The organism is Fictibacillus sp. B-59209 (genome assembly GCF_036216745.1).
In the GTDB taxonomy this organism is placed as follows: Bacteria; Bacillota; Bacilli; order Bacillales; family Fictibacillaceae; genus Fictibacillus_C; species Fictibacillus_C marinisediminis.
This window is the reverse complement of sequence record NZ_JARMMC010000008.1, coordinates 193,034-215,322: the sequence shown is the minus strand read 5'-3', so window position 1 is coordinate 215,322 and position 22,289 is coordinate 193,034. Positions and strand designations below refer to the sequence as shown.

26 protein-coding genes and 2 pseudogenes are annotated in these 22,289 nt (G+C 43.7%); 9 read left to right on the top strand and 19 right to left on the bottom strand.

Translation table 11 applies throughout. From position 1 onward, the window contains the following. Positions 1–35: 35 nt before the first annotated feature. Positions 36–572: a DUF1697 domain-containing protein gene (locus P4361_RS06440; protein WP_328088670.1), complete on the bottom strand. Its 537-nt coding sequence runs from the start codon at positions 570–572 to the stop codon at positions 36–38. Positions 573–737: 165 nt separating this feature from the next. On the opposite strand from P4361_RS06440, the pseudogene P4361_RS06435 reads away from it, so the two are divergent. After that, positions 738–985 (top strand): annotated as a pseudogene (locus tag P4361_RS06435) (hypothetical protein); the annotation flags it as partial. Between the two features lie 24 nt (positions 986–1,009). Beyond that, on the top strand, positions 1,010–1,405 hold the full coding sequence (gene comJ, locus P4361_RS06430; RefSeq protein ID WP_091005990.1) for a competence protein ComJ: 396 nt from the start codon (positions 1,010–1,012) through the stop codon (positions 1,403–1,405). A 335-nt stretch (positions 1,406–1,740) separates the two neighbouring features. Here the strand turns inward: comJ and P4361_RS06425 are convergent, their stop codons facing one another. The 8 genes and pseudogenes from P4361_RS06425 to P4361_RS06390 all read right to left on the bottom strand — a co-directional run bounded on the left by P4361_RS06425 (position 1,741) and on the right by P4361_RS06390 (position 8,159). Continuing rightward, positions 1,741–1,929: a hypothetical protein gene (locus tag P4361_RS06425; protein WP_328088669.1), complete on the bottom strand. Its 189-nt coding sequence runs from the start codon at positions 1,927–1,929 to the stop codon at positions 1,741–1,743. Positions 1,930–2,039: 110 nt separating this feature from the next. Further along, positions 2,040–3,053 (bottom strand): alcohol dehydrogenase AdhP, encoded by a 1,014-nt coding sequence (adhP, locus tag P4361_RS06420; protein ID WP_328088668.1) that lies wholly within the window; start codon positions 3,051–3,053, stop codon positions 2,040–2,042. A gap of 25 nt (positions 3,054–3,078) precedes the next feature. Continuing rightward, entirely contained in the window at positions 3,079–3,522 is a 444-nt protein-coding gene (locus tag P4361_RS06415) for a universal stress protein (protein ID WP_328088667.1), read from the bottom strand. Between the two features lie 262 nt (positions 3,523–3,784). Then, the gene (locus tag P4361_RS06410; RefSeq protein WP_328088666.1) at positions 3,785–4,750 is read right to left on the bottom strand and encodes an aldo/keto reductase; all 966 of its coding nucleotides are present in this window, start codon (positions 4,748–4,750) and stop codon (positions 3,785–3,787) included. 45 nt (positions 4,751–4,795) lie between these two features. After that, positions 4,796–5,657 (bottom strand): annotated as a pseudogene (locus P4361_RS06405) (pentapeptide repeat-containing protein). 40 nt (positions 5,658–5,697) lie between these two features. After that, complete coding sequence (locus P4361_RS06400) at positions 5,698–6,552, bottom strand: aminoglycoside 6-adenylyltransferase (RefSeq protein WP_053355036.1); 855 nt, start codon at positions 6,550–6,552, stop codon at positions 5,698–5,700. A gap of 24 nt (positions 6,553–6,576) precedes the next feature. Beyond that, positions 6,577–6,831 (bottom strand): hypothetical protein, encoded by a 255-nt coding sequence (locus P4361_RS06395; RefSeq protein ID WP_053355037.1) that lies wholly within the window; start codon positions 6,829–6,831, stop codon positions 6,577–6,579. 77 nt (positions 6,832–6,908) lie between these two features. Beyond that, the gene (locus tag P4361_RS06390) at positions 6,909–8,159 is read right to left on the bottom strand and encodes an MFS transporter (protein ID WP_328088665.1); all 1,251 of its coding nucleotides are present in this window, start codon (positions 8,157–8,159) and stop codon (positions 6,909–6,911) included. Between the two features lie 328 nt (positions 8,160–8,487). Between P4361_RS06390 and P4361_RS06385 the strand changes: the two genes are divergently transcribed. Further along, positions 8,488–9,141 (top strand): glycosyltransferase, encoded by a 654-nt coding sequence (locus tag P4361_RS06385; RefSeq protein ID WP_328088664.1) that lies wholly within the window; start codon positions 8,488–8,490, stop codon positions 9,139–9,141. Positions 9,142–9,376: 235 nt separating this feature from the next. Here P4361_RS06385 and P4361_RS06380 read toward each other — a convergent pair whose 3' ends face one another. From P4361_RS06380 to P4361_RS06370, 3 genes are all read right to left on the bottom strand, one after another. Further along, positions 9,377–9,775: a hypothetical protein gene (locus P4361_RS06380; protein ID WP_053355046.1), complete on the bottom strand. Its 399-nt coding sequence runs from the start codon at positions 9,773–9,775 to the stop codon at positions 9,377–9,379. A gap of 83 nt (positions 9,776–9,858) precedes the next feature. Continuing rightward, the gene (locus P4361_RS06375; RefSeq protein WP_062239654.1) at positions 9,859–10,197 is read right to left on the bottom strand and encodes a hypothetical protein; all 339 of its coding nucleotides are present in this window, start codon (positions 10,195–10,197) and stop codon (positions 9,859–9,861) included. A 253-nt stretch (positions 10,198–10,450) separates the two neighbouring features. After that, on the bottom strand, positions 10,451–10,579 hold the full coding sequence (locus tag P4361_RS06370; protein ID WP_255357618.1) for a hypothetical protein: 129 nt from the start codon (positions 10,577–10,579) through the stop codon (positions 10,451–10,453). Between the two features lie 192 nt (positions 10,580–10,771). Between P4361_RS06370 and P4361_RS06365 the strand changes: the two genes are divergently transcribed. Next, positions 10,772–11,224, top strand: a complete 453-nt coding sequence (locus P4361_RS06365; RefSeq protein WP_328088663.1) for an SgcJ/EcaC family oxidoreductase — start codon at positions 10,772–10,774, stop codon at positions 11,222–11,224. Positions 11,225–11,306: 82 nt separating this feature from the next. Here P4361_RS06365 and P4361_RS06360 read toward each other — a convergent pair whose 3' ends face one another. The 3 genes from P4361_RS06360 to P4361_RS06350 form a co-directional block, all read right to left on the bottom strand. Next, a complete protein-coding gene (locus P4361_RS06360; protein ID WP_053355049.1) occupies positions 11,307–11,666 on the bottom strand; it encodes an SET domain-containing protein in 360 nt (119 codons plus the stop codon). Between the two features lie 186 nt (positions 11,667–11,852). Continuing rightward, the gene (locus P4361_RS06355; RefSeq protein WP_053355050.1) at positions 11,853–12,374 is read right to left on the bottom strand and encodes a competence protein ComK; all 522 of its coding nucleotides are present in this window, start codon (positions 12,372–12,374) and stop codon (positions 11,853–11,855) included. Between the two features lie 305 nt (positions 12,375–12,679). Continuing rightward, on the bottom strand, positions 12,680–12,889 hold the full coding sequence (locus P4361_RS06350; protein ID WP_091005960.1) for a hypothetical protein: 210 nt from the start codon (positions 12,887–12,889) through the stop codon (positions 12,680–12,682). 178 nt (positions 12,890–13,067) lie between these two features. On the opposite strand from P4361_RS06350, the gene P4361_RS06345 reads away from it, so the two are divergent. After that, a complete protein-coding gene (locus P4361_RS06345; protein ID WP_256225337.1) occupies positions 13,068–13,367 on the top strand; it encodes a DUF5316 domain-containing protein in 300 nt (99 codons plus the stop codon). 214 nt (positions 13,368–13,581) lie between these two features. Here the strand turns inward: P4361_RS06345 and lsrB are convergent, their stop codons facing one another. The 4 genes from lsrB to P4361_RS06325 are packed head-to-tail and all read right to left on the bottom strand — an operon-like array spanning position 13,582 to position 18,173. Beyond that, the gene (gene lsrB, locus P4361_RS06340) at positions 13,582–14,637 is read right to left on the bottom strand and encodes an autoinducer 2 ABC transporter substrate-binding protein LsrB (protein ID WP_328088662.1); all 1,056 of its coding nucleotides are present in this window, start codon (positions 14,635–14,637) and stop codon (positions 13,582–13,584) included. Then, positions 14,634–15,644 carry an ABC transporter permease gene (locus P4361_RS06335; RefSeq protein ID WP_425590234.1) on the bottom strand — a complete coding sequence of 337 codons (1,011 nt, stop codon included), beginning with the start codon at positions 15,642–15,644 and terminating at the stop codon, positions 14,634–14,636. Before P4361_RS06335 ends, lsrB begins: the two co-directional genes overlap by 4 nt. Further along, positions 15,628–16,668 carry an ABC transporter permease subunit gene (locus P4361_RS06330; RefSeq protein WP_425590227.1) on the bottom strand — a complete coding sequence of 347 codons (1,041 nt, stop codon included), beginning with the start codon at positions 16,666–16,668 and terminating at the stop codon, positions 15,628–15,630. Before P4361_RS06330 ends, P4361_RS06335 begins: the two co-directional genes overlap by 17 nt. Further along, positions 16,665–18,173, bottom strand: coding sequence for a sugar ABC transporter ATP-binding protein (locus tag P4361_RS06325; RefSeq protein ID WP_328088660.1), 1,509 nt, complete (start codon positions 18,171–18,173; stop codon positions 16,665–16,667). Before P4361_RS06325 ends, P4361_RS06330 begins: the two co-directional genes overlap by 4 nt. 195 nt (positions 18,174–18,368) lie before the next feature. Between P4361_RS06325 and P4361_RS06320 the strand changes: the two genes are divergently transcribed. The 4 genes from P4361_RS06320 to lsrF are packed head-to-tail and all read left to right on the top strand — an operon-like array spanning position 18,369 to position 22,074. Next, positions 18,369–19,331 (top strand): sugar-binding transcriptional regulator, encoded by a 963-nt coding sequence (locus tag P4361_RS06320; RefSeq protein WP_328088783.1) that lies wholly within the window; start codon positions 18,369–18,371, stop codon positions 19,329–19,331. Further along, entirely contained in the window at positions 19,316–20,878 is a 1,563-nt protein-coding gene (gene lsrK / locus P4361_RS06315) for an autoinducer-2 kinase (RefSeq protein ID WP_328088659.1), read from the top strand. The genes P4361_RS06320 and lsrK overlap by 16 nt, the downstream gene beginning before the upstream one ends. Before the next feature lie 34 nt (positions 20,879–20,912). Then, positions 20,913–21,275, top strand: a complete 363-nt coding sequence (locus P4361_RS06310; RefSeq protein ID WP_265408020.1) for a cupin domain-containing protein — start codon at positions 20,913–20,915, stop codon at positions 21,273–21,275. 4 nt (positions 21,276–21,279) lie between these two features. Continuing rightward, positions 21,280–22,074, top strand: a complete 795-nt coding sequence (gene lsrF / locus P4361_RS06305; protein WP_328088658.1) for a 3-hydroxy-5-phosphonooxypentane-2,4-dione thiolase — start codon at positions 21,280–21,282, stop codon at positions 22,072–22,074. Positions 22,075–22,289 lie beyond the last annotated feature (215 nt).

The window sequence follows — 22,289 nt, the reverse complement described above, 5'->3', positions numbered from 1 at the left end:
TTTCTTCTTCCTTTCTATGGATCCATCTCTTCTTTCTATTCGTCGATGGTTTTCCCCAAGGCTGCCATCTTATTGACGGTGTTCCAATTTCTCATTGTGCCGGGAATCTTCAATTTCTGAACAGGAAATTTTATGTCTCTAAGGCTTTTACGGTATAAAAGATAAAGTTCCCGGTTCCTGACCACAAAATCCAGGTCCTCATTTTTATAGGGCTTCAGTATTTCAATGGCTGATTCCGCTGGCTCCTCCGGAAAGAAGATAACGTGAATCATTTCACCCTCTTTTAATTCATAGACATCAAATGGAACGGAGGAGATCGCTTCCTCTAACTCATGCTGAGTTCTCAGCATGACGGTTACGTCAAAACCGAATTCCTCAAGAATTTTGTCTTCTATTTTTTTCTGAAGTGTCTTCTCCTCTTCATCAGCTTGAAAAATGACATTCCCGCTCTGAATGTATGTTTTAACCTTTTGAAGCCCCATCGATTCCAAAAGTCCACGCAAAGTTTCCATCTTTATCTTTTTATGGCCGCCTACATTAATTCCCCTCAGCCATGCAATATAGGTTTTCATAGCTCTTCCTCCTTTTGCTTTATTTTAATAACACGCCAGCTTAGGGCAGCCTTCCTAGTTTTTCATTAAAAAAAGCGTCAATTCTACAATGGTCCTATCAACCGACAAAATGACTTAACATTCCAGTAAAACCAATTTAATGATATAGCACTATAATTTAAGAGTACAATAAGTAGCGGGGGTGCCGATCAGCGCAGAGAAAAGTCGCTTAAAGGCATTCCTACCAAGTCGGACTACGATCGTGATGAGTGCCGTATGACGATGTGCGAAGAAGCCGGATACGGGGCAGACATCCGGTATGTAACTCCACCGATAATCGTGGTGCAGGATCTTGGGTCGGCAACCAGCTGGAAGACTATCCTGATGGAACTAATTGTTCATCGTTCAATAAGGTAAACATGAAGAGCGTTTAACTTTTCAAAAGGAGGCACACCGATTTGATAAGTGAGCTAACCGTTTCCTATTCCCAATTAATTGTATACAACAAAGGAATCAAAAAACCCTTTTTAGACTGGACAGATGCCGATATCAAACGTGGCTACATCCTGAGGGACGGAGTCATTTCTTTCGAGGCAGTGTCGGACTACAAATGTGAGATTGCTGTCTCTTCACCTCTCCATTATGACGAAAACGTGAATTCCACGCGCACGTTTTCTCTTCCTTTCAAGGTTGAAGCAGAAGGAATTATGGTATCAAGCGTTGGTGCCAACAGCTTGGAGTTCACCGTTGAACCAGGTGAATATACACTCTATGCTGATACCGTTCCACTGGGGCAGCCGAAAGCGAACGGCCTGTATAAAGTGCGCTATGAACTGCAGTTTGTACCAAATTAAAACGAAGTGAAGTGAGGAAGGGGCTGTCCAAGAAGTCTGTAAGCTGTTGATTTCCGTTCCAGGCTGCTCGCTTTCCGCGGGGCGTGCGGTGAGCCTTACCGGCGTGAACGCCTACTTTTTGGTGCAAGCACCGGCGGGAGTCTCACCTGTCACGCTAGTCCCGCAGGACAAGGAAGGCTCCGGCAGCGTTTTATCGCACGAAGAAAATGTGAAGTTCATTTTCGAGGNNTTTCTGGACAGCCCCTTTTTTGCATTTGGAAAAATAAACTGAAAAACAATGCCGCACGAATATTACACCCAAGTGCTAGAAAGCGCTCAATGCACTAATAAAGCTTTCAAAGTTCCTTTCTGTTTGCACTTCGGGGATCATTGACAAGTGTTCCGCTGTGAAACTTGTGATTCATGGCGTTATCCCGCCATGCTTTAGTAGAATCATAGTACTCCTGGTTCAGGTCGACGGTTGAGATCAAGATCCCTGCTCTATTCTTTGCAAGTCTTCCTGTCGTAATACCATCCGGCCTCATCCCTCCCCGCTTTTCTTTTGTATTCGGTCTCTTTAGCAGAATTCCTACTTTGAGCTTTTCAGTACGTAAAAAGAAAAAAAGGACAGACTTTAAAACTGCCCTCTTTACAATCAATCTATTTTTAGAACGATTCTGCCATTAATCGTTCCGTTTTCCATTCGCTCAAAAACTTCATTGATTTTTTCAAGCGGCTGTACTTCAATCATGGTTTTAACTTTTCCCTCTGCTGCAAATTGCAGCGCCTCTTGAAGATCTTTGCGTGTTCCAACGATGGAACCGACCACTTTAACTCCATTTAAGACTGTATCAAAAATAGGAATCGGCAATTCTTCCGGCGGAAGGCCAACCGCAACGAGAGTTCCTCCTCGTTTAACAGACTGATAGGCTTGGCTAAAGGCCGTTTTCGATACAGCGGTACAAATAGAGGCCTTGACACCTTCCAGTTGTTTTTGAATGATGGCTGCAGCATCCTCTTTAACTGCATTTACAGTAAGTTCAGCTCCTAAATCCTTTGCAAGTTCTAATTTATCATCACTCGTATCCACTGCCACAATATGAAATCCCATGGCTTTAGCATATTGGACGGCTACATGGCCAAGACCCCCGACTCCGAATATCGCTACCCAATCACCAGGTTTAGCTTCACTTACACTTAAAGCTTTATAGGTGGTAACACCTGCACAAAAAATGGGTGCAACTTCTTCAAAAGATAAAGATTCTGGTACTTTAATCACATAATCAGCATCTGCTTTGCAATATTGAGCATAACCGCCATCTACTGAATAACCGGCATTCTTCTGATCTTTACAGAGTGTTTCCTGACCGCTCAAACAATACTCACAATGTCCGCATGCTGAATACAGCCATGGAATACCTACACGATCTCCAACTTTCAGATGGTGAACGCCAGGGCCTACTTGTTCAATCACACCAACACCCTCATGGCCCGGAATAAGAGGCAGCTTCGGCTTAACAGGCCAGTCGCCATGAGCGGCATGCAGATCGGTATGACAGACGCCGCATGCTTTAATCTTAACAAGAACTTCCCCGTGTTCGATTACGGGTGTCGGCATATCTTTTACTTCTAAGGATTGTTTAAATTCATTTACTACAGCAGCTTTCATTAGAATTCCTCCTCATAGACTGGTGTTATTGATCATTTCTTACGATCAGCACATCGCATCTCGCATAGCGAGTCGTATGCTCAGATACACTTCCCATGAACACCCTGTCTACCGCATTCATACCCGTCGCTCCACAAACTATAAGATCGGCTTTAACGTCGGGAGCAATGGATTTAGCGAGCGTCACTTTCGGTGAACCCAACTGCATTACTTTGTTTACGTACGGTACCCCGGCGTTTTCTGCTTTATGTGCAAAATCGATTAACAGTTCATCGCCGTATTCTTGTGCTTTTTCAGCCATAGCTGTATACCAGTCGTAAGCTGAGAAACTTCTTGTATCCACGACATGTGCTAGTGTTAATGTTTCTGCTTCATGTTCGAGCACCATTTCTACTGCCCGTTTAAATGCCTTTTCTGAAGCTTCAGAACCATCCAATCCAACCAGTACATGTTTGTAGCGTTTAGCCATAACGCATTCCTCCCGAATATTCGTCTGCCTGCTCAACACACGCTTTGTTCCTGCTCTCTTAGTACACCTTGATTGTAATGGATTTACTTGCGGGAGTATGTGATGAACTTCACATATAAAACTAAAAAAAGACAGACCAGCGGCCCGTCCCCAAGACTTATTTACTTCCCTTTATCCAATCCGGCTTTAATAATGAGTACACACGCTGATCCCAAATTTCATCATCTGCTAATCCCTTCTGCTTTTGAACGGAGTGAGCCACTTAAACTACTATTTCATTCACTTTCTGCAGCAACTCTTCACTCCATCGCCAATCGCTGATCTTTACAGCATCTGTGACATGATGCACTTTGCTTGCCCCAACGATGGCTGAAGTGACTTCAGGCTGATTTAAAACCCAGGAAAGAGCGAACTGAGAGAGGCTCACCTCGTTTTTCTCAGCCAGTTGGCGATACTGGCTGACAAGTTCAAAATTTTTGGGAGTGAAATAATTTTGAATGAGCCGCTCTCCCTTTGCCGCCCGGCTTTCTGCTGGAACATCTCCGGCACTCTTATATTTTCCGGATAACATTCCTCTGCCTAATGGACTGTATACCATTACACCAACCCCTTCAGACTCACAAAAAGGCAGCAGCTCCTGTTCAATTTCTCTGGATAACAGGTTGTATTGAGGCTGTACGGAAACATACTTCTCAAGATTCATCCTCTCACTGATTCCATGAGATTTCATGATCTGCCAGGCCGCATAGTTGGAACAGCCGATATACCTTACTTTACCGCTGCGGACGAGATCATCAAGCGTCCGAAGAGTTTCTTCCAAAAGTGTATTGTTATCAAAAAAATGAACCTGGTACAAATCAATATAATCGGTTTGCAGCCGGCTTAAAGATCGGTCAATTTCTTTCATGATATGTGCTCTTGAAAGTCCAGACTCATTCTTGCCGTGGCCCATGCGTATTCCTACTTTGGTTGCTAGCACGACGTTATCTCTTTTACCTTTCAATGCCCGGCCGATTATTTCTTCGGACTCACCTGTACCATACGGAGTTTCCGTATCCTGTCCTTTTCCATAATAATTGGCGGTGTCTATAAAATTGATGCCCTGTTCCATTGCATGGTCTAAGATTGAACGCGAGTCCTCTTCGTCAATCCACCGTCCAAATGCCATGGTTCCTAAACAAATGGATGAAACATCCAATCCTGTCCTCCCCAGCTTTTTATATTGCATGCTATCACCTCTTAACTACAGTTCTACCACACCTTTTCAGAATGTTTAAATTTTTCGGCTTCCATGTACCCAATGTGCTGGCTTTATAAGAAGTCGCGGCAGCTTTGTCCGGGCATCTCCTTTTGCTGCATTCACTTGGGCTTGGGTGAGGAAAATGCTTCCCGTCAGATCAGCGCCTCTAAGATCAGCATCCCGGAAATCTGCTCCGATAAGGTCTGCCCCCCTAAGATCGGCTTCTCTCAGATCGGAAGCAATAAAATAAGCCCCTCTTAAGCTGGCTCCTCTAAAATTTTCGTAAAGCAGCTCCCATAAAGTCCACTCCCCGGCCAAAGCTTTTCTTATGATGTTGGGAGTGAATATGCTTTCGATACAATTCACTGACTTTTAAAAGAAGAGCATTAACAACTGCCCGGTGTGCCGGTATATCCAGTTCAACAATATCCTTAGGATCAAGCAGCGTAAGCCGTTCTGTCTTACTGAACACTGATCTCAGATCATCACGAATTGGAAGCGAGGTCTCCAATGTCAGTGCTTCATCCAAATACCAAAGCATTTCTTGAAGCTGCTGCATTTTAGGAAAGACGGTAAACATCAGATCTGCCCTGACTGAATCTGTTCGCCAGTCTTTGCCCTCGAACGTTACTTTTGAAACTTTTTGCCCCGCTCCAAAACAGTCATATACGGAACAGCCTCTGAACCCTTCCTGTCTTAAATTTTGATGGATCGAGCATTTAAAATCCAGTGTTAAATTGGAGCAAGGAACCCCACCGTCTTTATCGACTGGGAAATCTGCCGATGAAGCAAAAGGCAGTGCCGTACAGCACAATCCGAAGCAACTCTCACAATCAGCACGTAAATCATTTCGGTTTGTTCGTAGCTGGCTTGTACCATTGGCAGTATTAGACAATACGTACACCCTCTTTGTTTAAATTTTTATCGTTTCAGTTTCAATACATCCTGTTCGTATCTGCAGGCAGGTGACGGATATATTTTAAATGTGCGGTTACTTTTTGGTCTTCCTCATAGGGATAACTGAATCCCAAGCAGTCTGCAAGTTCAAAGGCTGCCTTCCGGAAAAGGCTGCCCATCTCGAAAAGGGCTTCCCACATATTCTCATACTCACCGTCCGTATAGGTTTTAACGAACTGATCATACTGCTCAGGCTTAAGCAAGAACATGAAATACTTGCCGTGCTTTCCGGAATCTACAGAAAAGTCGTGCCTCATTCCAATATGCCATTTCAGCATAAGTACGAGCATATCGCGGACTGGCCCGTCAAACATCGCTTTGGCATATGGAAGTTCACGCCTCCATAATCCTTTGGCAATATAGGTACTCACCCACCAGAACTCGTTGCAGCAATCCGAAAAATCTTTTTCTGAAGGACGATTTGTTATGTAGTCTCGATTACTTGATTCAGGCAAATCAGGAAAAATCCCGTCCTTGTCCAGAACCACCTTACTCAAGCTGTCATGCACCATGTCTTGGACCTTTTCTTCAGAATAAAAAGTAAGATCGATGCGTTCACCATCCATAAACTGCATCAGATACGTAAACTTTTCGTTCGTTCCCCATAACTCCCGCGTCCCCATGGCATCAGGGGTCTGCATGATCATGATTTCACCGAATGATGAAATCCAGCTTCGGTTTTTAATATAGTACGGTACATCTTTTGTAACAAAAAGAACATCGTAGTCTTGAAAAATATCCGGCGGCACGTTCGGATTTACACGAGAACCATTCAAAATAACAGCTCGAATCCGTTTTTCCTTCTTTGCAAACTCTCCTATTTTTCCAAGCATGTTTTCCTTCTCCCCCCTTTACTGCTACATTCCTTTTCTTCGGCTTTTTTTCTTTTTTAATTCGTAAATGCTGGTTACATTGTCCTTATGTTTTTTGGAAGAATTTCCGGACCCCGGGTACATTGCTGTGGCTGCGACCATACTGAACAGCAGCAGTACGGACCATAGCACTTTTTTTATCCAGGCCACATCAATCCAGACGGTCAGCAGTCCAATGAAAATGGTCAACACGAACAAACCGATCCATACTTTATATAAAGAATCGCCCTTCTGCTTCATATACTCTCTCCTTCAACCAATGCTTACATTAATGTATGAAAAAAACGCCCGGCTCTATAACCAGGCGTTCATTCATTCTATACTTCTCCCCTAATCTCCTGCTTTACCCCACTCTTTTTCATAAGCGGCAGCAAGGTGGCCACTCCGACAAAAAGGAGGAGTGCCGCCACTTCATAGATCAGAACGATCGATAAGTGCGATTTCATCCAGCCTGCGACCGACATGGTAATCACCATCGCTCCCATAAAGAGCGGATTTAAGATGCCGTTGACACGCCCAATGAATGCCTCTTCTGTATTTTGCAGAATCATTGTATTGATCCCAATATGGATGCATGGCATAAAGAGACCGGAAAAGAATTGAGCTGCAAGTGTGAACCATAGTACAGTTGAGAATCCCATTCCGATAAAACCAATCGCGCTAGCCGCCAATCCCATCGCTAATAGCACCTGTGGCATGATTTTTTTAGACATGGAGATGGTCAATCCTCCCCCAAGAATCATACCACTTCCAAAGGCCGCCATCAGCCATTGCAGCTGTTCTTTAGGAAGTCCGAGCCGTTCAGTTATCAAAAAGACACCGAGCGGCTGAGTCAGGCCGATCGCGAGCCCGGCAGCTGCAAAACAGCCCCCAAGCAAGGTTAAAGGCTTGCTGCCTAACACATAACGAAAGCCATCCTTCATTTCCTGCATTAATGTCGTGGTTGCTTTTTCTTCATCATCTACACGGTCCGCAGGCAGCATAAGAAGGGTACCCGCTGATAATAAGAACGCCACGCCCATGACACCAATCGCTGCCATGATGCCGAAATGCTGATACACGAATGTACCGATAATCGGTCCAAGAATCATAAACAGAGCAAATACCGTTTGATACATCGACATCCCCATTTGGACAAGTTCTGCCGGGACATGAAGCTTAAAGAGCTTCATTCCTGACGGCTGTGAAAACTGAGAAAGGATGGAAGATACGAGGGTCGCAAAGAAAATGATCTTCCAGCTTCCTAGTATCAAGGTTAAAAGAACCACAAATACTGATATTGCACTTAAAAGATCGCACCATACCATCGTCCGCTTCGGTCTCCAGCGGTCTGCAAACGTCCCGCCAATAAAGGAAAACAGAAAGATTGGCGCGAATTCCGCTACCGAGATGAGGGAAACGGCCACTGGATTTTCGTTTGTTTTTTCAATAACGTACAGCAGGATGGAATAGTTCCTTACCCAAATGCCAATCTGCAGAAAAAAAACAGAAAGCAATATCGTCCGGATAAACCGGTTCTGGAATAATGCACCCATGCTTACTTTTGGTTGAGATGTTGTTTCGTTCATAAAAAATAACCTCCTGATCCATCATTCTGGACAGGAGGCTCTTGTTACGCCGCAAAAAAGACAGAGAACATGCGCGCAATTCGGGCATGATTCTAATTGGGCTGAATCAAAAGGCTGTACTAATCCTATCCAGAAAAAAATGATCGCAATTGTTTATACGAATGTTTTTCTAAGAAATAAGATTAGTTGTTCATCGCCCTTTGTTCACCCTTCCGATTTTTATTACTTTCATACTACTTCATTATAGATAGAAACTCAATAAGTATTCATAAAAACAGGCATTTTTTCCAAAAATAAAACAGCACGAAAAGAAAAGGAGAAAAACAGCATGAAAAAACATCTTTTAAAATTTTCAATGCCGGTGCTTGCTGCCTGCTTAATCTTCTCACCTTTAAGCGCACAAGCTAAAACAGCACCCCGTGTCCAGCAGCAGTGCCTGAGCGTTTCGGCCGTTAAACTTCAGGGCGACCTGCGAAAGCTATGGATCGACCATACCATCTGGACAAGAAGCTATATTGTCAGTGCAGTCGCAGGATTAAAGGACCAGGATCAAGTCCTGGCGAGGCTTTTAAAGAACCAAAAAGACATAGGAAATGCCATCAAACCTTACTACGGAGAGGCAGCAGGCAATAAATTGGGCGAGCTGCTGACCGAGCACATCGTTCTTGCAGGAAAATTAACAGCGGCCGCTAAAACAGGAAATCAGGCAGACTTCAAAAAATACAACACCGCCTGGTACAGGAACGCAGACGATATTGCACGATTTTTAAGCTCTGCCAATCCGAACTGGCCGGAGAAGGAACTGAAAGAGCTTCTGTACATGCACCTTCAATTTGTTACCGATCAGGTTGTTGCGCGGCTTAAGCAGGATTGGAACGGCGATATTAGAGCGTATGATCTTGGTGAAGACCATATCATTAAGATGGCGGATAAATTCACTGATGGCATTGTAAAGCAGTTTCCAAACCAATTTCAACAATAGGAAAAGGAAGGCAGCCCATTGAGGGCGCCTTCCTTTTTACTACTATCTTTTTAATCATTTTGTTGATCTTCCCTCATATAAAGCTGAGTTTGTGAAGCAAATGAAGCGAGTCTGACCAAATCACTAAAAAATTTCTTTGCTTCCTGGAAAGGTTCAAAAATATGAAGAAATGAAGAAATTAAAAAGCAAACAAACTAAAAACGGAACACCTCTAAGAGGCCTTCCGTTTTTGTCTTCATTTGAGCTGCCACCAGCGTTTTTTTGAAGCCTCTACAAGCTGTGCTATCGCTTCTTTCGTCTCAGAGATCTGTTCTTTAATGGCAACCAATTCTTCCTTCAGCTCAATATTTTGATGGGTGAGATCATGCAGCTGCCGTGACAGCCACTCCAGCTCACTATTTTGCTGTTCATCTTCGACGATAGCATCGGAGGCTTGAGCAAAACCTAAGTTTCCAAGAAGGCCATCGTCTTTTAACAAGTTTGCAGCCATCATCATCATGCTGCTAAGATCAATGGAATCATCGTCTTTGTTGAGAATGCTTCCTGCTAAATTCATTATGCCGTTAACATCCAAAGCCTCTCTGCCGCTAACCTCTTCACTCTCTTGTTCTTGAATGTCATTTTTTTCTGTCATACTATCCGCTCCCCCTGTATGCATCGTAGGCAAATACCCATAAACATCGTATGCACCGCAAAGGAATTTTGTTAAAAAAACTTTTAGTATTCGTTTGAAGCGATAGTACCCACCTGTTTTAAGAGAGGCGATGGATTTTGCACCATGCTGTTTACCATATTCATGAGTTCAGGAACAAAATGAACATCACCTTGTTCCCACCGCACACTCCATTCTCTCAAATTTTCTTGAGCGGACTGAATTTGCTCCTGTTTTTCTTCTTGCAGCAATTCAATGACATGCAATAGGACATTAATATGATTGACTGACAGCAGATCGGTCCTGTAACACTCTTTATTGGCATATTCTGCAGCATCTTTAATGATGTGAGCAACGTCTGTAGGATCCGGCTTATTGGGTTCAAATGTTAGGATGCGTTTCATGGTGATCCCTCCTGCATCTGAATTTTAAAAGTAGGAATTCTCCTACACGCTTTATCTTTGACATTAGGAAAGCCAGTCCTGCTTTTTCTTTTCGTATTTTTTCGAAAGTTTCCGATTGATTTATGGAAATTGGAAGAAAATCTTAGGGGAATACGGCGATAATATTCAGAACGTGCAGAATTGCAATAAAAAATCTCCGGAAACATGAGCTTCCGGAGATTTTTCTCATAAGGGGATCTAGTTTCTATGCTGATTAAGCACTAAGAATCGCAATGATCGCATCCCGGATAATTGTTTGCTGCTCTGGTGTACCAAGAAGTACCGCTACGAGCAATGCAACCAAAAGGAGTAATGCAAGAACAATTGTGACTAGAGTAATCATTCCCTCACCTCCTTATAAAGAGGATACAAAGGGAAACCCTTATGAAACTAGTATATGCGAGTCTATCAATCCCGATTGGTGCAGCTATCCCTAGAAATAAAAAGAGGCTGTCCAATTTGATAGAAAGCAGGACTTGACGATAGACTTGTATAAGGCCAAGCTATAAGTATACTGTACTTGGAGGGATATTCTATGGGTTCTACTGCTCTTGAAGATGTAATGCAGCTATACCGCCAGTTGATTGAAGCCTGGAACGAACGAAACAGTGCCGGCATGGCGGAACTGTTTCTGACAGGGGGAGAATTAATCGGATTTGACGGCAGCCACGTCATCGGAAATAAAGAAATTTTTTCTCACCTTGAGCCGATTTTTGCAAATCATCCGACTCCCGCCTATGTCTTTAAAGTTAAAGGCATTAAGCTATTAAGCAATGAAAGTGCCCTTTTACGGTCGATCGTCGGAATGGTGCCGGACGGGAAAGATGATTTGAACCCCGACCTTAACGCTCATCAGACCCTCGTTGCCGTTCAAACGAATGGAATGTGGAGAATCGAACTCTTTCAAAATACACCTGCTCAATTTCATGGCCGGCCTGAACTCGTCAGGGAAATGACAGAGGAATTAAAGAACAGCTTTTTTGAGTGAATGACCTTCAGATACAAAAAGGAGTCCAATCGGGTATGATTGAAACTCCTTTTTTTATGTCCCAGTTAGGCGGATACCGCCTTCATATCGGTTTAAACCATAGTTCTCTGTCATCCTCAGGATCCCCATTATAATTCACCAGAATTTCTTCATCCGCATTAATGTCTTTATACGCGTAAAAATCAATCATTAACTCACTTTTTTTAAGTTTATACTTGGCATTTGGGGAATAGGAATGATTAAACAGCGATCCGTAACCCAGTGCGATGGCATACCCATCACCCCAGTTAAAAACATAGTCCGCCAAGACCGTTTTAATCATATATTTGCATTCTTCTTTAGGACTCGCTATAACGGGAGCTCTATGGATCAGCTCTCCTTTTTTTATGCTGCGGGTAGCAAAGATGCCTCTGCCAAACCGCGATGGCCTTATTTCAAACATGAATACACAACCTTTCTTTCTTCGATTGTTATATTCATCGTATTCAAAGTTCACAAGCCCTGTACTGGATAAAATAAAAAAGGGCACATGGTGCCTGGCACCTTTAATCAATAAGTCCCAGTCAATCTCTTTAGATACAATAAAACCCTGGCGCGCAGAGCAACCAGGGTCTTCATTTGGTTAAATTTAAGGCCGGAAAAAACGATGTGCATAAATCGTTTTTTTCTCATTGATCCGCAGTTCCAAAATAAAACGATAATGTGACGCCCGATGGATTTTAGCTTCAAGCGTACTTTTAGCCTGGTTGACTGAAATGAAGGTATCGTTCGAAAAAATGATGTCTGATGTGTCGGAGGAGGTTGCCTTGACCTGTTTTACATGGGCCTGAGCAATCCAGATGCATGTGTCATTGTTCGGAGATTCAAGAGGAATGAAAAAGATGCCCAGCTGCTCACTGATAACAATTGGAGCCCGAGACCGGATTCCCATTATATGAGAAGCCCCATCCTTCCGGCCCTTATAGCTTGACCCATAATAACCGCAGCTAAAAGTGATAACAGACTTGGGTTTTCCGCAAACACACAACGTTCTGTTTCTTTCAAGAACCTTCGTATGTAACTTGCCATACTCATCGCAGAAAGGCAGTAATGCCATGGTGTCTACATTGATTTCATATTGTTTATTTGGAACCATCACCTTATTTGTCATTAACCACTTACCCCTCTCAATTGAAAGATCCCCAGCCCCCTGGGTGATATAGACACTGCATTTTACCTCAATAACATTCCTCCTTCTGTGAACCAATCAGTTACACATCTTAATTATATCAAAAATTCTGAACTTTTCTACAATATTTTACAAAATAATCCTTTTATCTGTGAAAAAAGACTCAGTTCGACAAGAATCTATTGCAACTTCAGATCCTCTTCCTCCACATCCCGCAGCTGCACGCCGTGTACCATTCATTGTGGTATCCGCTATGTCTTGCCTCCTCTTCTTTTATAGCCAGCCAGCTATTTCTGCTCCATGGTCTCCGCCCTTTTTATCCGGTCCCACTGCTTTCTGGCATCTTCTTTTAACTTTTGGTTGGTACTGCTGTTCAGATCCCGAGCTGTCGCCCTTACCAAGCGCTTACCCTGAAAATCCATAAACTGAATGATAATCTCATTGGTAACGGCCATTCTTTCCTTATACATAAAATGATACCGAATTTGCTCATCCAATTTAATCACCTCAATATAACGAACGTTTGTTCTTATTATAAATTGTCAGCCTGCCATTTTCAATGGAATTTTTAGTAAATATACAACATTTACAGACTGGATATAAATGGTATTATTGTAGTAATGGAAAAATAAAAGATGTGATCAGTATATCCAAAAGACACAGGAGGCTGATTTTATGAAAAAGTTTTTTATTGCGGGGTTGATTGTCGGTGCTGCTGTTTTATTAAGTGCATTTATTTTGAATGACTGGAGCTTGCTGCTCAATGTGTCTGGCAGCATTGGCCTGGTTTCGCTATTAGCTGCGGGTCTTTTCACTGGGGCTTTTATTGACGGTGACCGGTTCCGGGCAAATTACTTCAGTGAGACCAAAGAGAATCGCCAAGACAGAATACGCTATTCCACCCTCTTACTATTGTTCGCTTTGCCAAACCTGATCGTTGCAGTCAGCTATTACGTAGTACAGAATTACCTTTAATAAAAAGAAGAGACTCAGATTTGAGTCTCTTCTTTTATTTGGCTGAATTAGTGGGTCGCTAGTTTACCATAACCCGGTTTTGGCGGGTAAATGCTCTGTTTTCGCGGGTATTTTTTTATTTTGGCGGGTATTACATCCGTTTCGGCGGGTAAATCACTTGTTTGGAGGGTAAACGGTAATTTTGCCACACTCCCTCCAAATCCTAACTGCAGAATTAAAATTTGTACTTATCAATATTATCTTTCGTGAATATGACGCGTTCAGGGAGCAAGATAATGCCACTGTCTTTGGATTGATAATCATAGCCCTGAATGGTATTTGGCTCAATTTTTACTTTTCCTATACCCGGCACTTCAAACGAGTCTCCTACTTTGAGAGTTTTGCCTTTGACCGTCATCAGGTAGGAAACGTAGGTAGCGAGTGCTCCCTGCTGTTTAACATCCCATAAGCCGAATTGTTTTACAGTACCGCGTTTAACAAAATCACGCATGACATTTGGTGTTGAAAATCCAGTGACAGTTACCTTTCCGGCTTTTTTGAGGTTTTCAGCGGCTTGTGCCATGGCCGGCAGAGCAGTAGCATCCGGACAGATGACCGCATCCACATCAGGATAGGTTTTCAAGATTCCCTCACCCACGGATAATGATTTCTGCGCGTTGTTTTCACCGTATTGAGTTGTGACTATCTCCCATCCTGGATATTTTTTTGCGATAATGGCTTTCGCTTCCTTTACCCATTGATTTTGATCAGTAACCGTAGGACTGGAATAGAAGAAAGCTACTTTCCCTTTATCGCCAATCTGAGAAGCCGTCATATCGATGAGAAGCTGGCCAAGCTGCTGCGGTGTTCCCTGATTGATATAGAACGATCGGTCCTTTGGATTAACATCTGAATCCCAAGTCAGTACCTTCACTCCTTTTTGCTTTGCACGCTTTAATGTTTGAGAGAGGCCGTCAACTGAGGTTGAAGACACCATGATCGCATCATAACCCTGGTTCACAAAACTGTTAATGTATTTTACTTGCCCGGAAACAGTAGCTTCTGAAGGTCCGTCGTATTTCAGTTTGACGCCAAGTTTGTCAGCCATTTCCTTGGCCCCTTCACCACCAGACGTGAAGAACCCTACACCTGTCAGCTTCGGGATGAACGCCAGCTTAACATCCTTGGCCTCTTTTGTCTTCGGTTTACTGTCACCGCTGCTGCAGGCAGCCATCAATGAAATCATTAATGCAAAAATAAGGAACAAAGATAAGGCACTTCTTCTTTTCATCTCATTTCCCCCTTGTACGTAAGATCAGAAGAATTTGTTTTACTTTGCCTGAACCATTGATTGACTTTCTGATAGGAACTTTGCCTTGCCATGACTGAAATAATCAGCATAGCCCCAATTACAATACTCGCCTGTTCACTCGTCAGACCGATCATTTGAAGGCCATATTGCATAAAGCCGATTACAATACTGGCAATCACGGTACCTGCAATCGACCCTTTGCCGCCGATGATGCTCGTTCCACCCAGAACCACTGCAGTAATGACAGGCAATACAGCTTCAGAACCTAAATCTGCTCGAGCTGAACTGAAGTAAGATGTTAGCAGTACGCCGCCTAAACCACCTCCCAATCCAGATAAGATATACGTGCTTAGCGATATCCACTTGATTCGCAAACCGCTATAGAATGCAGCCTTGCTGTTAATACCGACAAGATACACACTTCTTCCGTATTTCGTAAAATGGAGCAATGTACAAAAGACAGCTGTCATACCGATCAAGAACCAGAGCGGATTGGGAATACCTATGAAACTCCCATTGCCAAACTGTACGAAGGCATCTGGAAAACCACTGATACCCTCATACCCTGATGCCTTTGATCCGCCGGAAATAACAAGCGCTAATCCAGAAAAAAGAAACATACTGCCTAATGTCACCACGAGCGGCTCTACTCTGCTATATAGAATGATCAGTCCATTAAGAAGACCTGCAGCCAATCCGCAGGAGATTGCAATCAATACCGCCAGCCACACATTCACTCCGTGAGACCAGGAGACTCCCAGAATAATAGAGCAAAGACCCATGATAGAACCGATCGAAACATCAATTCCCCCTGAAATAATGACGAATGTCATTGGAATGGCTGCAATGCTGATAAACATGAAATCATTCATACTGAACAACAGATTGTTCACATTGAAAAAACCTGGGCTAAGCCATCCGAAAATGCCGATTTCCACAATGAATATAAGCAAGAGGAAGAACTCCCATCTATAGAACCACTTTATCTTCATATCCGCCCTCTCCTGACTTCGGTAGTTTAGAACGGCTCATATTTTCCTGTTCTTGCTGTTTCTTTTTCCCATTGCTTTGCAGCCAGAGCTGTAACCTGCTGTCTCCTGTTACGATCAAAAGCAGAAGAAATCCGGATATGGCGTTGTTCCAGTAGGCAGGAACCTTCAGAAAGACCAAAGAATTATTGATCACCTCAAGAAAGATGGCTCCAAGACCTGCACCAAACAAAGAACCCTGGCCTCCTGAAAGACTTACACCTCCAAGGACGGCTGCCGCAATGACCTGCAATTCAATTCCTGTACCGGTTTGATTCGGCACAAAACCGATGTTCATGACAAACAGACAGGCGGCAATCGATGCCGATAAACCGGAGAAAGTAAACGCCAGCACGGTAATGGATTTAACAGGAAGACCGATTAACCTTGCTCCTGCCTCATTATCCCCTACCGCGTAAAAGTAACGGCCCACTGAGGATCTAGTAAGAAAGAGGTAGGCCATTACAGCGGCTATGATTCCAATCCAAACCGGAAGTTGAATCCCGAGAAATGCTGCTGATGACAGTTTTTTAAAATAGAATGGAATATCCTCAATCCATTTACCCTCTGTATAAAACAGCATATATCCTCTTACAATTCCCAGAGTCCCTAATGTCATGATGATTGACGGGATACGAAAGAACGAAACGCCTAAACCATTGGCAGCCCCAATACATGAACCGATAAGCAAAGCAGCGGCGACTGAAAGAGATCCTGACACCCCATGAGTAAGCATCATCCCGCAGACCGCTGCAGAAAGTCCCATAGTAGAACCAACTGATACGTCAATATTTGCGGTTATTAAGACAAACGATTGGCCGACTGCCAAAACGAGAAGAATCATACTGGACTTCAAAATCAAACCGAGGGATTCCCCACTTGTAAATGCAGGATTTACAAGGCCTATACAGCCTACAAATAAAAAAATGAACAAAAAGATAGATGCCTCTCGGATTTGCATCAATCTCAATAGGAGTTTCATGGAGCAGTTACCTCCTCTTCCACACCAAAGGAAGCACTCGTAATCTGATCCAGTGTAATGGCATCGTCCTCCAGTTTTTTGACCAGCTTTCCTTCGTGCATCACCCAAACATGGTCACTCAACGCCATAATTTCTTCTGGATCCGATGAAATGAGAACGATACTGATTCCCTCTTTCTTCAGCTCTGAAATCAATTCATAGATATCCAGCCGTGCACTCGCATCTATTCCTCTAGTAGGCTCATCAAACAAGATTACCTTTGGCCTGGCAGCCAGATACTTTCCTAATACAATTTTCTGCTGATTTCCTCCTGATAAGGACTCGGCAGACTGGCGGCAATTTAACGCCTTCACATTAAGCTGGCTGATGTACTGTTCCGCTATCTTTTGTTCTTGCTTAAAGGGAAGGATCCATCCTTTTCCCTTATGAAGTATGGCTGAGGTTAAATTTCCTTTTAACGATGCAATTGAAAATATACCGTGTGCATATCGATCCTCCGGTATATAAACGAGGCCTCTGTCGATCCGCTTTCCGACAGATAAAGTTGAAATATCTTCGCCTTCAAGACAAACTTCTCCTGAAGCACACTGTGATATGCCAAAAATCGCTTCAGCTAGTTCAGTTCTCCCTGCCCCAACGATTCCTGCTATTCCTACCACTTCACCCTTGCAAACAGTGAACGACACAGAATGAAACCGCTTACCAAAAAGATTTTTTACAGACAAAATTGGAGTTTTGTCCTCTGCCTTTCCTTCCTGTCTACAAGGACTGACTGATGCTTTTGAATCAAATGTTTTTCCTTCAGGCATAAGGTTCTGAACCAGCTTTTCATAGGAAAACTGAGAAACAGGGCCTGAAGCACTGATCACTCCGTCACGCAAAACGGATATATGATGGGCAAGCTCGAAGATTTCCGAAAAGCGGTGAGTAATATATACAATTCCCTTTCCGCTGCTTGCCAGCTGTTTAACAATCCTGAACAGGCTTGATATTTCATGGTGGGTTAGTGTGGAGGTCGGCTCATCCAGAATCAGCAGCTCAGCATCACGCATAAGGCCTCTCAGCAATTCAACCAGCTGCTGCTCGGCAATGGAGAGCGTCGATGCCAATCGAGAAAGATCCAAATTCCAGCCAAGTCTAGTATTAAGTTCCCTAATCTTTTGTTTAACGTTCTTTTTCGGCTGTTTGAGGCCAATCGAAATGTTTTCCTCCACTGACATATTCGGAAAGATTAAAGGTTCTTGCGGAACGAGATAAATGCCTTTCTTATGTGCTTCTGCCGGAGAGTTGAAATGGACCTGCTCCCCTTTCATCAGCAATTGCCCGGAATCTGCTTGATAAAGCCCGGTTATGATTTTCATTAGAGTAGACTTTCCTGCTCCATTTCCACCAATCAAAGCATGAATTTGTCCGGATAATACACTCATGTCCACGCCTTTCAAAACCAGATTCTCAGAAAACTGCTTTTTGATCTCAGACATTTGTAACAGGGATTCTTCACCCATTGGATTCACCTGCCTTTCAATCAAACAATTTTTATTGCCGCTAATTTTTGTTGGGAAAGAATAAGTGGTATTTGTAGCATTTTATCTTAGCGAATGATTCCTTAGAACCAATTTTCACACGTTGAATAGCGGGCATAATCATTTTTGGAGGAACATATGTTGAAGCAACGGTCATATGTGGAAAGGATGAAACTCATGAAAAGGTCCACTTATGAGGAGAATTTAATCGTAAAAGTAGCCTGGCACTACTATAAAAACAATCTGACACAAAATGAAATTGCCGAACTGCTGGATCTTTCCCGAAACAAGATCGTCCGTATGCTGGAAAAAGCCCGTTCTGACGGAATTGTTCAATTTAACATTCGAGGGAACGGAATCAACTGTTTGAGCACCGAAAGAGATGTTATAGAAACATTTGGACTCTCCGATGCCTTCATTATTCCAACTCCTGCTTCCAACCTGTCAGACTCCTTAGCAAAAGCGGCAGCACAATACCTTGAAAGCACCTTGACTTCCGAACAGCTTCTCGGGATTGGCTGGGGTGAAGCCGTTACCCGTACACTGCAGCACCTGTCACTTGACCCGGCAGCCAATGTATCCATTGTTACGCTGACTGGCGGAGTAAACTATTATTTTCAAAAGAAAAATTATTCTCTTGATGGCGGGCTTAGCAAATTTCAGGGCGGGTTTCATATTATCCCGGCACCATTTCTTGCCTCCTCTCAACAAATGGCCTCAAGCATTCTTTCCGAGCCTGCTGTGAGCGATATCCTCGAGCTTGCAGGTGTTTCTTCTGTCATGCTCGTCGGAATAGGCGGATTGTCATCAGATGCCACCATTATTAAAGAAGAAAAAATAACCTTGAAAGAAATGACGACAATCAAGAAACAGAATGGAGTCGGCGATATCCTCGGCCAATTTTACAATGCTGCCGGAGAACTCCTCACTCTCCCTCACCATGAACGCAGAATTGGAATACCCATCTCTAAACTAAAAGGAATGAAAAATGCGGTCGGAGTAGCAGGAGGACAAACGAAAATCGATGCCATTTACGGAGCATTGAAAGGCGGATATGTTCAAACTTTAATCACGGATGAAGAAAGTGCTATTCAATTAATGCAGAAGGAGGCGACAAAAAAAGAATGGATGCCATCCTAGCACTTGATGCAGGAACGGGTAGTATTCGTGCGATTTTATTCGATACGAAAGGCAATCAACTTTCATTGTCACAGCAGGAATGGGATCATCCGGCAGATCCGCGCTTTCCCGGCTCTATGAATTTTGATGTAAAAGAGAACTGGAGAATAGCTGTGGAATGCATAAAAGATGCCGTGCAACAAGCCGAAATAACGCCTCAGTGTATAAAAGGAATCAGTGCAACAAGCATGCGGGAAGGTTTTGTTCTTTACAACAAAGAAGGCCAGGAAATTTGGGCATGCGCCAATGTGGACTCCCGTGCTTCAGAAGAAGTAACAGACTTGAAACAGCTGCGCCCACTTATTGAAGAGGACCTGTACAGCCTTTCGGGCCAAACCTTTGCGCTGGGAGCATTGCCTCGTCTTTTATGGATCAAGAAAAATCAGCCTGAAATCTATAAGGAGACATCAGCCATCACGATGCTTAATGATTGGCTCCTCTATAAGCTTTGCGGAAAACTGCAAGCCGACCCTTCCAATGGCTGCACAAGCGGCATCTTTAATATAAAAGAACGCACTTGGGATAAGCAGATTACCAAGGAATGCGGAATGAAGAGCAGCCTATTCCCACCTGTCCATGAAGCAGGAACATTACTTGGGCATGTTACAGCTGAAACTGCAAAGTTCACCGGATTGGCTGAAGGTACAGCCGTATTTTCAGGTGGAGGTGATGCTCAGCTCGCCTCCGTAGGTGTTGGAGTAGTGAAGGAAGGTCAGACCCTTGTTTCCGGAGGAAGCTTTTGGCAGCAAGAAGTTAACGTGACTGCCCCTGTCCCCGATCCTAAACAGCGCATACGAATCAATTGTCATGCAGTGTCCCATCTTTGGCAGTATGAAACCATAGTCTTCTTCCCTGGCCTCGTCATGCGCTGGTTTCGGGATGCCTTTTGTACAGAAGAAAAGAATCGTGCAAGAGAGCTTGGAAGAGACCCCTATGAATTGCTGGAAGAACAGGCAGCTGAAGTTCCTGTGGGCTCTTATGGCATCATGCCTATTTTTTCAGATGTAATGAACTTTATTTCCTGGCGCCACGCCTCCCCTTCTTTTACTAATCTTTCTCTCGATCCCGAGCGCTGCGGCAAAAAGGAATTGTTCCGGGCGATTGAAGAAAATGCAGCCCTGGTGACGCTGGGAAACTTAAAAATGATACAGGAGCACACCGGCTACTATCCTGATGAAGTCATTTTTGCCGGAGGAGCTTCTAAAGGCAAGCTTTGGTGCCAGATCCTTTCTGACGTGCTCGGAGTCAAGGTGAAGGTTCCGCTTGTGAAGGAAGCTGCCGCCCTCGGAACAGCGATCGTCGCTGGTTATGGAGCGGGCATTTACTCATCCATTGAAAAAGCTGCCCTTGAAATCGTTCAATGGGAGAACACATATGAACCAAATAAAGAAAATCATAGCCTTTATGCGAAGATTTTTGAGAATTGGCAGGCCGTATACAAGGAGCATCTGGCACTCTCTGACCAAGGGCTGACCCATCATATGTGGAAAGCACCTGGTTCTGTTTGACCGTCATAAATACAGAGGAAAAGGGGTGGCTGTTTTGCTGAAAGTGAATGAGGCAGAAAATGAATTCCGCTTCGGAGATCATGGCCCTAAATATTTAACGAAAGGTCCAAATGTAGACCTTGGTGTTGTCGTGCTGAAGCCTGGCCAGGACTTCCCAAATCACTATCATACGACATGCGAAGAAATTTTTTATGTACTAGAAGGTTCCATAGATTTCTATATTGATGGTGTGCGAGTGCCTGCCAAAACTGGTGACATGCTTCAAGTCCGGCCAAACGAAGCTCACTATCTCATCAATCAATCTCAACAAAATTTTAAAGCTGTATTTATTAAATCACCGCATATACAAGAAAAAGATTCTGTTGTTGTAGACAATCCAGATCTTGAGAAGGAGTGATCATATGAGTTGGGGATTAAAAAACCGAATGAATCAAATACTGCCTGAGGGAAAAGCAGTAATGCTCGCCATTGATCACGGTTATTTCCTGGGTCCAATTCACGGGCTAGAGAAACCGGGAGAAACCGTAAAAGAGCTGCTCCCCTATACAGATTCCTTATTTGCGACAAGAGGAGCCCTCTCTGCCTGCATACCTGAAAACTGTGAAAGACCAGTGTTAATGAGGGTATCAGGCGGCCCTAGTGTAGTGGGCAAGGATTTGGCTAATGAACATATTGTCACTCCGATGAAAGAAGCTATCCGCCATAATGCCGTAGGCGTTGGTGTTTCGATCTTTGTGGGCTCAGACTATGAAACTCAAACCGTTTCAAACCTGGCCTCTGTTGTAACCGAAGCTCACGACTACGGCATACCTGTCCTTGCGATTACTGCTGTTGCAAAGGAACTGCAAAAACGCGAAGCACGCTTCCTGGCCCTTGCCTCTCGAATTGGTGCAGAAATGGGCGCTGATATTATTAAAACCTATTACTGCGAAAACTTTGAAAAAGTAACGGGCACTTGCCCAGTTCCAGTAGTCATCGCTGGCGGACCTAAGCTGGATACCATGAAGGATGCATTAAATCTGACGTATAATGCCATGCAGGAAGGCGCAGCCGGCGTTGATATGGGCAGAAACATCTGGCAGTCAGAGCATCCAGCCGCCATGATTCAGGCGATCCATGAGATTGTCCGTAAGAATGCGAGTGTAAAAGAAGCTCTGGAAGTTTACGAGAATGCTGCTAATGTGAAAGTGAAATAAGCGGAAAAAGCACCGGGAGCGAAGTGACCCCCAAAAGTTAAGTTTTTTCTCTAACTTTTGGGATGCAGTATAGAGCGCCGGTGCTTTTTGTATTGATTATCCGCTAATTTACTATAAGGTTTTGGCGGGTAAACGTCCTATTTTCGCGGGTATTTTTTTATTTTGGCGGGTATTTGCTTCGTTTCGGCGGGTAAATCACTTGTTTTAGCGGGTAA